Source organism: Streptomyces sp. NPDC127595, from assembly GCF_042671685.1.
Lineage (GTDB): Bacteria > Actinomycetota > Actinomycetes > Streptomycetales > Streptomycetaceae > Streptomyces.
The window spans coordinates 929,795-945,316 of the sequence record NZ_JBHXWK010000002.1 but is presented as its reverse complement, the minus strand read 5'-3'; the positions used below and the strand labels follow the sequence as shown (position 1 = coordinate 945,316).

The window sequence follows — 15,522 nt, the reverse complement described above, 5'->3', positions numbered from 1 at the left end:
CCCCGTGCCGAACTTTCTGTTGTCCGTGTCCGCGCCGGCGGTCTCCGTTCATAGGGAGCGTCCTCACGGTCCGGACCGCGGGCCGGGGAACTGCCACAGCTGCACCCACACGCAGAGGAATGGACCCATATGCCGAAGATCCGCCGAAGTGGACCGGACACCGGGACGGTGATGGCGGCGCGCGCCGGTGACCGGGAGTCCTTGGATCAACTGGTGGCCCAGTGCCTGCCGTTGGTCTACAACATCGTCGGCCGGGCCCTGAACGGTCACGCCGATGTCGACGACGTCGTACAGGAGACGCTGTTGCGCATGGTGCGAGGACTGCCGGAACTGCGGGAGCCCTCCGCGTTCCGGTCGTGGCTGGTGGCCATCACGATCAGACAGGTACGGACCCGTGAACACGGCAGAGCCGCGGCCCGCGACCGCAGTGCCCGCCTGGAAGACGCGGAGGCGATACCGGACCCCGCCCTGGACTTCGCAGGCCTGACCATCCTGCGCCTCGGACTGACCGAGCAGCGCCGTGAGATCGCCGAGGCCACCCGCTGGCTCGACCCGGACGACCAGGAACTCCTGTCCCTGTGGTGGCTGAAGGAGACCGGCGAACTGGAGACCGGCGAACTCGCCTCCGCCCTCGGACTGTCGGCCCGTCACGCTGCCGTGCGGGTCGGCCGCATGAAGAAGCAGATGGAGGCCTCGCGTCTCGTGGTGCGCGGCCTCGGAGCCGCCCCGCGCTGCGTCGGGCTGGAGGAGACCGCCTCGACCTGGGACAACATCCCGGGCCCCTTGTGGCGAAAGCGGTTCGCCCGTCATATCCGCGGCTGCCGGGTCTGCACGGGCGCGGAACAGGGGCTCCTCCCCATGGACCGGCTGCTGCACGGCTTGCCCCTGCTGATCGTTCCGCCCAGCCTCGACACGGCCCGCGTGGTCGCAGCAGTCACCGGAAGCGGCACGCCGTCCCCCGGAGCCGACGGCTCCTCCGCGCACGCGGAAGGCGTCGGCCGCAGCAGTCATCGGGGCGGTCACAGGCGTCCTGCGCGCCGGACGCCCGGCCGTAGCGGGACGCGTACCTTCCCCAAGCCGGTCCTCGGCGGCGCGGCGGTGGCACTGGTGGCGGTGGCCGTGCTGGTGGGGGTCCGTCTGACGCCGGATTCCTCTGCCCCTGCCTCCAAGACGGCGCTGCCCGCCTCGGCCACCCCGGCGGTCACCCCGTCGCCGAGCCCTTCCCTCTCGGCTGTCCGGTCCGCCTCCTCCACCCCGGCCCCGACACGGACGGCGGAACCGACTTCCAGTGCGACGCGTACCGCCGCGGACCCGGCCCCGGCTCCGGCTCCGGTGGAGATCGCCTCTTCCGCCAAGAAGGGCGTGGGCGTGTGGTCCTTCAACGGAGTGAGCCAGGCACTCGCCGCGTCCGGGGCAAGCTGGTACTACACCTGGGCCACCCAGCATTCGGGCGTCACGACACCGTCGTCGGCGACCTTCGTACCGATGATCTGGGGAGCGGCCTCCGTCACAGACGCCTCCCTTGCCGAGGCCCGTGCGAACGGGCCCTACCTGCTCGGGTTCAACGAACCCGACATGGCCGCCCAGTCGAACATGACGGTCGAGCAGTCGCTGGGGCTGTGGCCGCGGCTCATGGAGGCAGGCAAGATCCTGGGCAGCCCGGCGGTGGCGACGGGCGCGGACGTCCCCGGCGGCTGGCTGGACCGCTTCATGTCCGGCGCCGCGGACAAGGGTTACCGCGTGGACTTCATCACGCTCCATTGGTACGGAGGGGACTTCCGCACCCCGCAGGCCGTCGACCAATTGACGTCGTACCTGGACGCCGTCTACCAGCGCTACCACAAGCCGATCTGGCTCACCGAGTACGCGCTGATCGACTTCTCCCAGGGGACCCGCTTCCCCTCGCCGACGGAGCAGGCCGCCTTCGTCACCGCGTCCACGAAAGCCCTCGACTCCCTCCCCTACCTCCAGCGCTACGCATGGTTCGGGCTCGGCGCCGACCCGTCGAAGCCGAACAGCGGCCTCTTCACGAACGGCACGACGACGACTGCGGCAGGCCGGGCCTTCCAGGCGGCGCGCTGAACCTGGAAACGACGGAAACCCTCCCGGCCGGGGCGGAGATTCTCCGGCCGGGAGCAGGCCGGCGCCAACGGGCATCGGGACCGGCCGTTCAGCGTCTGCGCTCGCCCTGCTGATGCGCCTTGCCTTCTCCAATACTGGCCCTGCCCGGCACTCCCCTCGGGGCACGGGGCGGCGTAGTCGCAGCACGCGGACGGCACCGCACGGAGAATCAGCGGAGAAGGACCGTGTGGGCCCGGATCCTCACCGCCATCGCGGCCCGAACCTCACCACCGTCGCAGCCCGATTCTCACCGCCGTCGCGCCCCGACTCTCACCACCGTCGCAGCCCGATCCTCAACCAGCGCGCGGCTGTTCAGCCCCGACGCGCAGGTCGCGCGGTAACCCCCGCATTTTCTTTCGAACCGTAGAGCCGTAACTCCCGTTGTGGGGGTGCCGCATGGGACTCCTACCCCGTCCCTGTGCGGCGACCGATCTTCGATGTCCCCGCGCCGTTCCGGCCGCCCACAGGTGGCCTGAAGGACGGGGCCGAGTCAGCACCGGCCGGGTCTCACCTCCGCCCTCCAGGCCCTCAGCCACGCCCCTTCTCCTCCCACGGCACAGGAACTGCGTACTCAATGACCAATGCTGGACAGACCGTTGACGGCTTAACTCCCGCGTCCGACACCTGCGGTCTCACCTCGCTCGGGCCCACACTCCAGAGCGATGCCGTACATCCGCCGGAGGGCGGTGCAATAGCCGGCGGCGCACCGGCGAAAGGACCCGCACTCCTTTCCCATCCGATGACGGTCGGCGGTGTGCACCGATGAAGTCCAGAATCGACCCGCTGTCCGTGGTGGCGATGGCGGTCACCGTCGTCGCCATCTCCGCCACCGCCCCCCTCACCGCCGCCGCCACCGCCTCGCCGCTCGCCATGGCTTTCTGGCGCAACTGCCTGGGCTTCGCCGTACTCGGCCCCCTTCTGCTGCTGTTGCGCCGCCGCGAAGTCGTACGTGTCGTGCGCGGCGAGCGGGGCATCCTGCGCCGGGAACAGTGGCGTCCGCTGATCTTCGGCTTCCTGGCGGCCACCGCGCTGGCCCTCCACTTCGCGGCCTTCATGACCAGCACCCGGCTCACGTCGGTGGCCATGTCCACGGCGCTCGTCGCCACCCAGCCCGTGTGGCAGGCCCTCATCGCGGCGGGCCAGGGAGTACGGACCTCACGCAGGACCTGGGCCGGTCTCGCCCTGTCGGTCGTGGGAGCGGCCACGGCAGCCGGTCTGGACATCAAGTCCGGTGGCACGGCGCTACTGGGCGACCTGCTCGCCCTCGCCGGAGCCATCGCCCAGGCCGGGTACACCGCGCTGAGTGAAAAGTCGCGCGCGGACGTGAGCACACCCCTCTACTCGACGTTCACCTCCATGGTCTGTGGCCTGGAACTCCTCGCCGTCTGCTGGTTCGCCGACATCTCGCTGACCGGTTTCGACAGATCCACCCAACTGTCGCTGCTCGGCCTGCTCCTCCTCCCCCAGATCCTTGGACTCGGCTCACTCAACTTCGTCCTCGGCAGGGTGTCGGCGACAACCATCAGCGTTCTCCTTCTACTTGAGACCCCGGTAGCCGCACTCGGGGCATGGTGGTTGATGGACCAGGGGATCGAGCCCGCAACCATCCCCGGGCTCCTGCTGATCATCGTCGGCGTCACCGTCGTGGTGACCAGCAGCGCCCAGGAACAACCCGCGGCGCAACCGGGCAGGCCTGGCCAGGTTTCGCCGCCGTACCCGGCGTACGCCCCGTACGTCCCTCAACCGCCGCTGCCGCCCAGCTACTTGACATACCGTCAAGGGAATCCGCCCGATCCCCGATTGGACTGGGCGAAGCACCCAGAACTCGAAAGCCCGACCATCAGGTTCAGCTACCACGGCGCAGGAGCTTTCGACACCGTGCATCTCCGCAGACCCCGCCTGGAGGACGACGAATACCAACCGTCCTTCCACGAACCGACCGACGCGCTGGCCGATCACAGCCCAGGACGATGACCGGCCTCGACGCGTAGGCCTCGGATCGAGTGCGGCCGCGTCTGCGGTCTCCGACTGCGATCATGGCAGGCGTCGCAGACCGTCATGGTCTGCGACGCCTGCCGAGCATGCTGCGCGTCCGCGTCCAGTGAGGATCGGGGAGACCCATGAAGAGTTCGGCGGACGACATCATCCGTGCGGTGGTCGACGCCCTGGAGCAACGGGCCTCGGCTCGGGGGGAAACCGTGCGGGCCCTCGGTTCGGTCCGCGACCTAGTCGCGAACGACGAGGCGGAAATCGCGGTCGACTACCTCATCAACACGGTCAACGCGTTCCGGCTCGCGTTGCGGCAGGACGAGTACGACCGGCTCGTGTCGGCGGCCGTCCGGCTGGACTACGCGGACTGCTTGACCGACATCGATCGCCAGTTGCTCGTCCCGCATTCAGACGACTTCTGACAGGCCGGGTCACTCCGCTGGTCAGGCGGGGGTCTCGGCGGTGGCGGTCAGGACCGCGCGGCCGAGGATGTGGCCGGCGATGTTGAAGCCGAGGAAGGCCGGGGTGGCGTCGGCCGGGACGCCGATGGACTCGACGTCAAGGGCGTGCACCACGATGAAGTAGCGGTGCGGGCCGTGTCCGGCCGGCGGTGCGGCGCCGATGAAGCGGGCCGCGCGGGCGTCGTTGGGCAGTTGGTAGGCGCCCTCGGGCAGGCCCGAGCCGATGTCGTCGCCGGCGCCTTCGGGCAGTTGGGTGACGGAGGCGGGGATGTCTGCGACCGCCCAGTGCCAGAACCCGGACCCGGTGGGGGCGTCCGGGTCGTAGACGGTGACGGCGTAGCTCTTGGTGCCGTCCGGGGCTCCGCTCCAGGACAGCTGCGGGGAGACGTCCTTCCCACCGGGGACGCCTGAGATGCCGGAGTACTGCTCGGGCGACCAGGCGGCACCGTCTGTGACGGTGGTGCTGGTAACGGTGAAGGAGGCCGCCTCGGGGAGGCGGGCGAAGGGGTTGTTGGCGCTCATCGCGTTGTTCCTTTCGGGCCATGCCGTGCCGTGAGGTGTGGTGACGCGACCGACGGAGGCCCCTCTGTATGTACGGGAGGCATCGCCGTCGACTCTCGCCGACCACTGAATCGACGGTAACACAGATAATCGATTATCTATTGGATCGTCTATGATGAACGGATGACGCAGACAGCCCTCACCTCGACTTCGCCGGGCAAGCAGATGCTCTCCGAGCAGGTCTACACACGCCTGCGGGACGCGATCATGCGCGGCGACTACGCCCCGGGCGACGCCCTCAAGCCGCAGGACCTCGCCAAGGAGCAGGGCGTGAGCCTGGCTGTCGTACGCGAGGCGCTCGTCCGGGTGGTCGGCGAGGGCCTCGCCGACCGGCTGCCCAACCGCGGCTTCGCCGTCCCGACCTTCTCCGACCGCCGCTGGCAGGAGATCGCGGAGGCCCGCCGGACCATCGAACCGGTCGTCCTGCGCATGTCCGTCGAGCGCGGCGACGTCGACTGGGAGGCCCGCGTACGAGCCGCCCACCACCGTCTGGTCCGCACGCCTGGGTTCGTTGCGGAAGAGGGCGAGTACTACAGCGGCGCATGGTCGGAGGCCCACCGGGTCTTCCACCGCACGCTGCTGGAGGGCTGCGGCAACCCGGTCCTGCTGGAGACCTTCGACCGGATGTGGACCGCGAGCGAGCTGGCTCGCCGCTGGTCGGCGCACCGCCACCCCGACCGGGACCACGTCGGCGAGCATCGTCGGCTCGAGGAGGCGGCTCTGTCCCGCGACGCCGACGCCGCGGCCGAGGTACTGACCGCGCACCTCACCCAGACCGCAGCGGGACTGACCGGCTGCACCCGACACGAACCCACGACGGAAGCGTGATACGCCTCGCTGGACAGCGAACTCCCCTACGCCCGTGGCCCGTTCCGCGTGACGACGCCTCACTGTGGACGGTGGCCGACGGACATCCCTGCGCTGCCTTCCTCCTGGCGAGACTCGCCTCGGTTCCACCAGCGAGGTCGACTACGCCTGGGCGATAGGCACCTGCTGACACCCAGTGCGAGCACCTTCGGCTACGGGGTTACGAAGGTGTGGCCGGGCCGAGAGATCCAGTCCTCGGCCCGGCCGCGATACCGGGCACGGTGTGTCAGCACGTCGGCCGAAGCCCCGGGGGCGCACGGTCCCCGCGGAGGGAGGCGCCCCTTCGAAGGGCCGTACAGAGCATCCGCATCCTCCGGGCATGGGACTCTTTCGGCCGCTCGGCCGAATCAGTGAGGGGCAGTTGACGAGATCGTCCGTGGCCCAGGCCGTTGCCCCGTAAGTGGCCGGGCGCTATGCCGAGGAAAGGGGGTCACCTGAGGTCGTCGTGGCGCAGAGCGGCAAGGATGGAGCACGGCCCTGTTCAGCGTCGTCGCCGCGGGTGGCCGGGGCATGGCGCTCCTCCTGGAACGCACGTCGTAGGGCTACCACCTCGCGAGGGCCCCGGCCCTGGTGCTCAACAGCGAATCCGCGGTTGGCTGCCCGCTGAAGGCGTCGGAGGTGCGGTGGGTGCGGCGTCATCCGACCCCGGCGCACAGCGCGCGGTCCACCAGCCCGCGGACGGCCCGCTCGGCCGCGAGCAGCTGCTCGTAGCCGCCGCCGGTGCCACTGGCGACGACGACAACCGAGCGTCGCCCGTCTCCGGTGGAGCCGGCGCGCACCGTGAACCCCTCCAGGTCCCCTCCGTGGCCCCAGGTGTCGCCGCCACAGGTCAACGGTTGGCGCATCAGTCCCAGGCCGTACCGCAGTCCTGGGAACCCCACTTCGAAGTCCTCGCCGACGGACACGGTCCTGCGCATCTCGGCGAGTTGAGCGGGAGGCAGCAGGCGCCCGCCGAGCAGGGCGGTGAAGAAGCGGTCCACGTCGCGTTCCGTGCCGACGAGGGCAGCGCCCGCGTCCACCGACGAGACGTTCCTGGCCGTGGTGTCCGTCCAGGTGCCCGAGCCGGCGAACTGGTGGTAGGTGTGCGTGTACGGAGGCTTCAGGTGGGGGTCGTCACCAGGGGCATAGGTGCCGGTCAGGCCGAGTGGGCGGATGATGCGGTCGTGCACCTCGTCGGCCCAGGGCCGCCCGGTGGCCTTTTCGACGATCATTCCGGCGAGTACGTAGCCGGGGTTGGAGTAGTTCCAGTCGGGCTCGGGGTCATCGGCCGGTGCGGGCGGGAAGTCCGGCTGGCGGCTCACCGCGCCGGCTACCAGTTGCTCGGGCGCCCAGTGGTCGAATCGCGTCCGCTCGAAATCGGCTGCGGTGTTCCCGGTGTCCTCCTCGGTACCGTAGTTGTAGATACCGCTGGTGTGCTGCAGCAGATTCCTGACGGTGATCCGGCTGCCGTCGTTACCGTTACCGCTCACCACACCCGGCAACCAGCGCTCGACGGTGTCGTCCAGGGACAGGCGGCCCTCGGCGACCAGTTGGAGCACCACGGTGGCCACGAACGTCTTGGTGACGCTGCCCATCCGGAACTCCGCCCCGCTCGGCACAGGCCGGCCGGTGTCCAACTCGGCCTCGCCCGCTCGGGCGTGCAGTGTGCGAGCGCCATCGCGCACCTGCACCGTGATGCCGACGAACCCGCCCTCCGCAAGGACGCGGTTCGTCTCGCGTTGGAGCTGCCAGGAGGTGAGCCGCGCGTCCGCGGGGGCAGCGGTGTCTGCGAACGCCGGGTGGGGGGCCGCCGTAGCACCGGGCGCAAGTGCCGTGGACGCGACGGCGGCAGCGAGCACAACGGCTGTGGCGAGCCGGGCCCGCGAGGTCATCCCTGTTGCCTTCATGCCCTCACACTTTGCCGAGGCGCTCCGGCCGCGCCCATGGCGGCAGCCTCCGGAACAGAGGTGGGGATACCTCCAGGGCCCCGAAGGGAAGCTGCCGGTAAGAGAAGTCTGGGACGGACCGGGCAGGTGGGGCAGGGCGCATACCATCCGCACCCCCTTACGGTGTCCTCATGCCGCATACACCCGCGCTCCTCGTTCTTGACATGCAGAACGCCGCCGTAGCCATCGCTCACCTGCCGAAGGAGACCGTCGCCACGATCGCCTTGCTTCAGGAACGTGCCCGTTCTGCCAACGTGCCCGTCATCACGGTCCAGCACGACGGTCACGGGCTGGAACCCGGCACGGAAGGGTGGCAGATCGTGCCCGAACTGGCTCCCGGTGAGGGCGAGAAGACCGTACGCAAGGGCAGCGTCGACGCCTTTCTCGACAGCGATCTGGGCCCGTTCCTAACGGAACTCGGCGTCACCGAGGTGGTCGTCACCGGGTTCGCCACCGAGTTCTGCGTGGACTCGACCGCGCGGCAGGCACTCAGCCTCGGATACGACCTCCTGCTCGTCGCCGACGGACACACCACGTCAGCCCGTCCGGACGTCGACGGGTTCGTCGCGTCCGACCGGGCCGTCCTGCACCACAACGCCATCTACCGGCACATCAACTACCCGGCGCGCAGCATCCGTGTCCTGTCTGCTGCCGATGTGGACTTCACTGCTCCCCCGGCTCCCGACCAGGCCTGAATCCCCGGGCACCTACCCTCATCAAAGATGTGATCGTCCACGCCCAGGGAGACCGCAGTGTCCAGAACGCCGCAGCAGATCTTCGAGAGCTACATCTACGCCGGCACCATCACCCGGAATGCCGACGCCCTTGCCGAGAGCTTCACCGAAGATGGCGTGTTCGAAGCACCGCTCATGCCCGCCGAAGCCGCTTTCCCCAGGCGGTTGGCGGGTCGCGAGGAGATCCGTCGTGCGATGGCCGCGTACTACGAACAACCGGTGAAGGACGGCCGCACGCCGAATCTCGAGAAGTCCGGGTACGTATTGCACACCACCTCCAACCCCGACGTGTTCATCGCCGAGATCGACACGGTCTTCGACGGGGACGGCGAGGAGACGGCCGTCTCGCTGGTGCAGATCTTCCGCATCCGCGAGGGAAAGATCGCCCGCCTGCGCGACTACTTCGCGCCGGAGCTGATGAGTTGAGGACATGACCGCTTCCAAGGCTCCAAGGGCCCACTGTCACTGAGCAGTTGGCCCTTGGATGCCGCCGAGGAGAGAGCGGCGTGATCCGCTCGGCGACCGGAGAACCTCCAGAGGGGCTCGGCGATGGCCCCTCAAGTCACGTGCCTACGACCCAAGTTGTGTGATCTGCCGGGTCCGCAGAACGCGGGGACCGGCACCGTCGAGTCGGGCGACAGCGATCATCGCGCGTCCCATTTCCTCGGTGCTGGTCACATATCGGGGTGCCAGTCGACGCAGGAGCGGATAGAGCCAGGAGGTAAGCCGGTACAGCAGTCGATACCAACCCGTGCCGGAGGTTTCCCCGTGTACGGGCTGGATCCATCCGGGGCGGAAAGCGTAGGCGCGCATGTCCATGGCCAGCAGAGCGTTTTCCGTGCGGCCCTTCACCCGGGCCCAGGTCATGCGACCTTGTTCTGTGCTGTCGGTGCCTTCTCCCGATACGTATACGAATGTCAGGTGCGGATTGTCGGCAGCGACTACCCGTGCGGCGGCAAGGGTGTAGGTGTACGTGATCTTCTCGTAGTCCGATGCGCTGCGCCCTGCTGCGGATACTCCGAGGCAGTAGAAGCACGCGTCGGCCCCTGCCAGATCCGCTGCCACTGGGGCGAAATCGGTGAAGTCCGCATGGAGCACTTCACGAAGTTTCTGAGATGCGCGGCCGAGCGGCCGTCGTACGACAGCGACGACCTCAGTCACGCCCGGGTCTTCCAGGCAGGACCGGAGCACCCCTTGGCCGACCATTCCTGACGCCCCGAAGAGAATCACCTTCACGCGGACACTCCGTCCCGGTTCGAGCCCCCAAGCGACCTGACAGCCAGATCAAGGGCAACCCCATGTCCATGGCGCTCAGTTCACGGCAGCACCCTGCGCCACCTATTGGACATGTGCAAAATATCTTATCGAGCCGGTGAGCGCGGGGATCCTCCCGCGTACAGGGTCCGGTCAGGACGTCATACCGCGCCGGGGATGCGCACAACGGTGCCGAGCGGCACGCGCCGGTCAGCCGGCGGTGGGCGTTCCTCCGGTCGCCAGGCGGCGCAGGAGGGACCGGGGTCGGTACGGGATGACCTCGCCCAGCGAGATGGCCGTGCTGGTCCGGTCGACTCCGTCGATGGCGAGGATCGCCTTGGTAATGCGGTGCAGGTCCGTGGTGTCTTTGGCGACGACGTGCGCGAGGAGGTCGGCGTCGCCGGTGGTGTAGTGAACCTCGATGACTTCGGGGAGTTCCAGCAACCCTTCGTGGACGCTCTCGGGCTTGGCCTGACTCACCGCGAGCGACATGAACGCCACCAGGCCGTATCCGAGGGCGGCCGGGTCGACGCGCCGACTGAAGGGCTTGAGTACGCCGTCGCCGGCCATCCTCCGGAGCCGGGCGTGAACGGTGTTCCGGGCCACGCCAAGGGTCTGGGCCAGGGAGAGGATCGTGGCGTCCGGGTCGTCGTCCAGGGCCAGGACGATCCGGGCATCCAAGGAGTCCATCAGCGTCATGGTGTGCATTCTGCCACCTTAGAGCCATTCTGCTGCGCATTTATCGCAGTTAACAGCGACTGTATTGCGCTGATGCCCCGGTGCGTGTTCAAGGTGGGGACGTTCCGCACTTCCTTGATGAAGGACCGCCGCCATGGCCGTGAAGACGCACCCTGTCCGGACCGGCAGCTCCTGGATCGTTATCGTGTCCGCCGGGGTTGCCGCCGGGCTGCAGGTGTGGAAGCTGCCGCCCGCACTTCCGGCCCTGCGGCACGACCTGTCCCTGACCCTGGTCCAGGCCGGGACCCTGCTGGGGACCATCCAACTGGCCGGGATGCTCGGCGGACTTGCCATCTCGCTCCTGGCCGAACTGATCGGCGAGCGACGCTGCCTGAGCGGGGGGCTGGTCCTGCTGTTCGTCGGATCGGCCGGCGGCGGCTTCGCCTGGTCGGCAGCGCCCCTCCTGGCCTCCCGGGCGATCGAGGGCGCCGGATTCATGCTCGTCGCGGTGACCGGCCCGGGGCTGATCCGCCGTACCACGCAACCCGGCAGCTTCACCACGGCCATGGGATTCTGGGGCGCCTACCAGGGCATCTCCACCTTCGCCGGACTCATCACCGGCGCGCTGGTCCTACAGGTGGTGCCGTGGCGAGTGTGGTGGTGGGTGATGGCGGTAGTCGCGCTGACGCCGCTTCCCTACGTCCTTGCCCGCGTCCCCCGCGACGCCGCACGAGGTGTCCGCGGTGCGGCGGCCGCCCTCACCCGCATCGGGCGGACCGTCCGAGGGCCTGGCCCCTGGACTGCCGGCCTCGTCTTCGCCTGCTACACCCTCCCGTGGATGGCCGTGGTCGGATTCCTGCCCACCATCTACCGCGACAGCGGGGTGGCGGGCATCTGGCCAGGCGTTCTCAGTGCCGTGGTGGGCGCGGCAAACGCCATCGGCTCGATCACCACCGCGGCACTCATGAAACGCGGACTGCCCGTACGCGCTCTCCTCATCCCCGGCTTCATCCTCATGGCCATCACCTCCCTGCTGGCGTTCGCCCCCGACTGGCAAGAGGTCTCCGCGGGCACGACCTGGCAGCTCTTGTGCGTCGTGGCCTTCTCAATGACCGGCGGCGCGATACCGGCCATCCTGCTGCGCATGATCGGTGAACTGACGCCGGCGGGCGGCTCGGCTCCGGCCACCATGGGCCTGCTCCAACAGCTCTTCAACACCGGGAGTTTCGTCGGCCCCGCCCTCGCCGCGTGGCTGGCGACCCGCACCGGCGGCTGGCAGTCCACTTGGTGGCTGACCTGTGCCTGCGCGGCCATGGGCATCGTCCTCAGCCTCTGCCTCAGAAGCTGTGCCAGGCCGACGTAGCAGGGGGAAGCGCCTCGGCGCAGGTCAGCCGAGCAACACATCAGTCCTGCTCCAACTCTTCGTCCCGTCGGGCCGGAAGAGTCCGTCCCAGGTGGGCGAGTGGGGAGAGTGCCATCACTGCTGGGGACAGCATCATGCCTGCGGTTGTCACCAGGAGGCTGGTGCGCAACCCCCACTCCTGGGCGAGGAATCCGCCGAGCAGAGAGCCGATTGGGGTCAGTCCCACGCCGACGAACGTGATCGTGGCGGCCGCGCGGGCCTGCATTCCGTCCGGCGTGACGGCCTGGCGGACTGCCATGACCGTGACAGTCACCAACTGGCCGCAGGTCCCGAACACAAAGTTGGCTGCGAGGAGCGCTGGAATGGTCACCGCGGAGGAGCCGTGCAGCGTGGGCACACAGAGCAGGACGCCGTCGCCGAGTGCCGCGGCCGACACAAGTACCGTGCCGTGACCGAATCTGCTCGGCAGCCGGGCGGCCAGCAGCGAGCCCAGGAGCGCGCCCGGACCCGTCGCCGCGAGTGCCAACCCGACGGCGGTGCCTGACAGATGCAGTTCCCGTGGCAGGAAGACCAGATAGACCGTCATCATGGCGGCGAAGGACAACTGGAAGGCGGCCGAGGCGAGGCACACCGTCCGCAACGAGGGGTCGCCGGCGACGAAGCGCAGGCCGTCGTGGATCCGGCGCCATATCCGAGGAGGACTCTCCGAGCGTTCCGGGATCGGTTCGCTGCGACGGATCCGTCGTATCGACAGGAACGACAGCGCGAAGAACAGCCCGCCGGAGGCGGCAGCGATCGGCGCCGACAGCAGCGACACCAATGCGCCGCCGAGGGCGGGACCGCCGATCTGCGCCGCCGAGCGGCTGCTTTCGAGCGCACTGTTGCCCCGCACCAACTGGTCTCGTTTCACGAGCCGTACGAGAGACGCCTGGTAGGCCACGTCGAAGAACACGGACAGGCTCCCGACGGCGAAGGCGACCGCGAGCAGCGCCGGCAGGCCGAGCCAGCTGAGGAGGCCGGCCACGGCCGCGGCGCCCATGGTCAGAGCCCGGCCTAGGTCTGTCAGCACCATCACCGTGCGGGTCCGCCACCTGTCCACCCACGCGCCGACGAAGAGCGAGAGCAACAGGATCGGCGCCTGCCCCACCGCGCGGAGCACGCCCAACTGGCCGGCGTTGGCATTCAGCGTCAGGACTGCGAAGAGCGGCAGAACCACCAGGCTTGCGTGCTCAGCTAGTTGGGAGACCGTCTGGCCCAACCAGAGTCTGCGGAAGTCGCGGTCCCGCCACAGGCTCGACGGAACACGGCGACCCGAATCGGGGGCAGGGGAGAAAGCGGACGGCACGGGGATCCCTTGGATTGCCGACGACGAGGTCCGCCCACCTGCGCACGAAGGCGCACTTACGGTTCAGGCGGGGAAGGCTCGCTGTGCCGCAACATCAAGGCAGCACGCGATGACAGGCCGACCACGGCCTAAGACGTCAACGCGCGCTCGGACGACCGACCATGTCTTGGCTCCTCATCAATCGCTCGCCGCCGAGCGTAGCCCTCGGTGGGCAGACACGAAAGACGACCGGCCCGGACCAGAACCGCCCGGCCCCGGGCCGAACTACCAATGCGGGCCGGCTCGTTCCTCCCGGCGAATATTGACGTCGCGCCACTCGGAGTGCACCACGATGGGCACCAGTTACGGTGTGGGCGGCGATCAACTCGCCGCTCAGAGACGAACGTTGGGGGAGTTGTTGCATGGGTCGGATACGGGGGATCGGCGCGGTGGTTGCCGCCGGAGTGGCGGTGCTGCTGCTCGCGGGGTGTGGCACCCCGACGGACTACAGCGAGATCGTCACGTTCACCGACGAGCACGGCCGCGCCTGCACGGCTGCGGTGGTCGTCGACCAGGAGCAGAACGAGGGCGACGACTACGAGATCAGCAGCATCGACTGTGACTATCCCCCGGAGGGCCGGACACCGGGGCCCACTGGCTATCAGTCCCTGCCGGATCGGTGATCCGACTGACGAAGCCGGAGAACCCGGCCGGTGGCTACCGTCGCTGGTCGCTCGCCGGCCAGGGTTCTCATCTGGCGAGGTGATGAACTCCACTGCTCAGCGCAAGGTGCGGACGAACACATCCCCGATCAGGTTGGTGTCATCGGGAACCAACCCGGGGTAGTAGGAGTCGAAGACCACGGTCGACTCGTCGGCGCTCAGCGCCGCCCGCCCCACGGTGACGGGATTGCCGTCCTGTCCCGGTGCCAGCAACTCCTCCTGGCCGGTGCGCAGATCGCGCAGGATCAGCCCCAGCGTCCTGCGGTTCGCGTCCGCCGTGTTCAGGAGCAGCTTCGAGCCGTGCGCCGACAGATCCGACACCAGGGTCAGGTCCGAGGGGGAGCGGCCGTCGTACCGCCGGAGCGTACCCGTGCGCAGATCTCGGACGAAGGCGTTCCAGCCGTCGTTCGGATCGGCTTCCGGGACCAGGTTGGCGGCAAGCGAGTTGAAGCCGATCTTGGATCCGTCAGCGCTCAGCACCGGAGCGACAGCCGACGTGTCGGCCGGCGCACCGTCATGGGTGGCGTCGGCCTGCACGGTCTGCCCGGTCACCCGGTCGTACACCAAGATGTCGCCCTGGTCGTCGCCGCTGGGCCCGGAGTAGCCCTCCAGATAGGCGACCTTGCGGCCGTTGGCGCTTATCGAGATCTGCTGGCACTGGTGGAAGTTCTTCGAGCCGTCCGCGGGCCGGCTGACCCGCTGCACCTGCTGCGTCCAGCGGTCCAGGAGCATGACCCGGCAGGCGAACGCGCCGTGCTCGTCGACGGTGGGCCGGGCGACGAAGGCGACGTAGCGTCCACTCGCACTGATCGGGGCGATGCCGTACGAGACGTGGTAGCCCTCGTCCATCGCGGGGGCCAGGCGTTCGATGAGCCCGGTGTGCAGGTCCATGACGTGTACGGAGGATGTCGTGGTCGTGGCGGAGTACGAGGTGAAAGTCAGGTAGCGCCCCGACTCGGACAGCTGGGGTGTCGACGTCGTCTCGCCCGGCACCACCACTCGCTGCAGCGGTGCACCGGGAGCCATCCGGTAGAAGACGCTGTTCCGCACGTCGGTACCGGGCACCAGGTTGGTCGCCGACGACGCGAAGGCCACGGCGCGTCCGTCCGCGCTGACCACCGGTTCCACCGAGTGGCTGTTGCCGCCGGTGCCGTCGGGGGCGACACTGATCCGTTCGGTGCGCGGGACCTGGTCGCCGCTCGCCGCCCCCGCCGGCCGGGCGAGACAGGTGACGATGACCGCGAGAACGGCGGCCATGGCGATGCGTAAGGAAGGTCTCATCAGGTGGCTCCCCCTTCGCCGGGGACGGCCACAACCGCCCCCTGCACCCCGTGTCCCCGGCCCTGCGCAGAGGACTCACGAGGATTCACGCGATGAAAGCGCGCCGCCTGCCGAGGGTCAATGCTCCGCACTCGATCGTCCAATTCCCGGCCAGAGACGGCTGGTTGACACAGGCTTCGCCAAGGAGCCGAGTGCCGGTGGTACGGCCACATGTGTTGCGCGGGTCGCGCCTGACTCGCAGT

14 protein-coding genes are annotated in these 15,522 nt (G+C 68.8%); 8 read left to right on the top strand and 6 right to left on the bottom strand.

Features of this window, described 5'->3' with window-relative positions; genetic code table 11:
• Positions 1 to 129: 129 nt before the first annotated feature.
• The 3 genes from ACFVKT_RS10735 to ACFVKT_RS10725 all read left to right on the top strand — a co-directional run bounded on the left by ACFVKT_RS10735 (position 130) and on the right by ACFVKT_RS10725 (position 4,532).
• On the top strand, positions 130 to 2,082 hold the full coding sequence (locus tag ACFVKT_RS10735) for a sigma-70 family RNA polymerase sigma factor (RefSeq protein ID WP_385729769.1): 1,953 nt from the start codon (positions 130 to 132) through the stop codon (positions 2,080 to 2,082).
• Between the two features lie 801 nt (positions 2,083 to 2,883).
• Positions 2,884 to 4,095 (top strand): DMT family transporter, encoded by a 1,212-nt coding sequence (locus ACFVKT_RS10730; protein ID WP_385729767.1) that lies wholly within the window; start codon positions 2,884 to 2,886, stop codon positions 4,093 to 4,095.
• Between the two features lie 146 nt (positions 4,096 to 4,241).
• On the top strand, positions 4,242 to 4,532 hold the full coding sequence (locus tag ACFVKT_RS10725; RefSeq protein ID WP_385729765.1) for a hypothetical protein: 291 nt from the start codon (positions 4,242 to 4,244) through the stop codon (positions 4,530 to 4,532).
• 21 nt (positions 4,533 to 4,553) lie between these two features.
• Here ACFVKT_RS10725 and ACFVKT_RS10720 read toward each other — a convergent pair whose 3' ends face one another.
• Positions 4,554 to 5,093 carry a YbhB/YbcL family Raf kinase inhibitor-like protein gene (locus ACFVKT_RS10720; RefSeq protein ID WP_385729763.1) on the bottom strand — a complete coding sequence of 180 codons (540 nt, stop codon included), beginning with the start codon at positions 5,091 to 5,093 and terminating at the stop codon, positions 4,554 to 4,556.
• Positions 5,094 to 5,255: 162 nt separating this feature from the next.
• On the opposite strand from ACFVKT_RS10720, the gene ACFVKT_RS10715 reads away from it, so the two are divergent.
• On the top strand, positions 5,256 to 5,960 hold the full coding sequence (locus ACFVKT_RS10715) for a GntR family transcriptional regulator (RefSeq protein WP_385729761.1): 705 nt from the start codon (positions 5,256 to 5,258) through the stop codon (positions 5,958 to 5,960).
• Between the two features lie 674 nt (positions 5,961 to 6,634).
• Here the strand turns inward: ACFVKT_RS10715 and ACFVKT_RS10710 are convergent.
• Positions 6,635 to 7,885, bottom strand: a complete 1,251-nt coding sequence (locus tag ACFVKT_RS10710; RefSeq protein ID WP_385729759.1) for a serine hydrolase domain-containing protein — start codon at positions 7,883 to 7,885, stop codon at positions 6,635 to 6,637.
• Positions 7,886 to 8,055: 170 nt separating this feature from the next.
• Here ACFVKT_RS10710 and ACFVKT_RS10705 point away from each other — a divergent pair, with 170 nt between their 5' ends.
• Positions 8,056 to 8,619, top strand: coding sequence for an isochorismatase family protein (locus ACFVKT_RS10705; RefSeq protein WP_385729757.1), 564 nt, complete (start codon positions 8,056 to 8,058; stop codon positions 8,617 to 8,619).
• Positions 8,620 to 8,676: 57 nt separating this feature from the next.
• The gene (locus ACFVKT_RS10700; protein WP_385729755.1) at positions 8,677 to 9,084 is read left to right on the top strand and encodes a nuclear transport factor 2 family protein; all 408 of its coding nucleotides are present in this window, start codon (positions 8,677 to 8,679) and stop codon (positions 9,082 to 9,084) included.
• A gap of 144 nt (positions 9,085 to 9,228) precedes the next feature.
• Here the strand turns inward: ACFVKT_RS10700 and ACFVKT_RS10695 are convergent, their stop codons facing one another.
• Both ACFVKT_RS10695 and ACFVKT_RS10690 read right to left on the bottom strand, forming a co-directional pair.
• On the bottom strand, positions 9,229 to 9,894 hold the full coding sequence (locus ACFVKT_RS10695) for an NAD(P)H-binding protein (RefSeq protein WP_385729753.1): 666 nt from the start codon (positions 9,892 to 9,894) through the stop codon (positions 9,229 to 9,231).
• A gap of 228 nt (positions 9,895 to 10,122) precedes the next feature.
• On the bottom strand, positions 10,123 to 10,620 hold the full coding sequence (locus tag ACFVKT_RS10690) for an Lrp/AsnC family transcriptional regulator (RefSeq protein ID WP_385729751.1): 498 nt from the start codon (positions 10,618 to 10,620) through the stop codon (positions 10,123 to 10,125).
• Between the two features lie 124 nt (positions 10,621 to 10,744).
• Between ACFVKT_RS10690 and ACFVKT_RS10685 the strand changes: the two genes are divergently transcribed.
• Positions 10,745 to 11,953: a CynX/NimT family MFS transporter gene (locus ACFVKT_RS10685; protein WP_385729749.1), complete on the top strand. Its 1,209-nt coding sequence runs from the start codon at positions 10,745 to 10,747 to the stop codon at positions 11,951 to 11,953.
• 40 nt (positions 11,954 to 11,993) lie between these two features.
• Here the strand turns inward: ACFVKT_RS10685 and ACFVKT_RS10680 are convergent, their stop codons facing one another.
• Positions 11,994 to 13,298, bottom strand: a complete 1,305-nt coding sequence (locus tag ACFVKT_RS10680; RefSeq protein WP_385729747.1) for an MFS transporter — start codon at positions 13,296 to 13,298, stop codon at positions 11,994 to 11,996.
• Positions 13,299 to 13,699: 401 nt separating this feature from the next.
• Between ACFVKT_RS10680 and ACFVKT_RS10675 the strand changes: the two genes are divergently transcribed.
• Positions 13,700 to 13,960: a hypothetical protein gene (locus tag ACFVKT_RS10675; RefSeq protein ID WP_385729745.1), complete on the top strand. Its 261-nt coding sequence runs from the start codon at positions 13,700 to 13,702 to the stop codon at positions 13,958 to 13,960.
• A gap of 96 nt (positions 13,961 to 14,056) precedes the next feature.
• Here the strand turns inward: ACFVKT_RS10675 and ACFVKT_RS10670 are convergent, their stop codons facing one another.
• On the bottom strand, positions 14,057 to 15,280 hold the full coding sequence (locus tag ACFVKT_RS10670; protein ID WP_385729743.1) for a hypothetical protein: 1,224 nt from the start codon (positions 15,278 to 15,280) through the stop codon (positions 14,057 to 14,059).
• Positions 15,281 to 15,522: the final 242 nt, after the last annotated feature.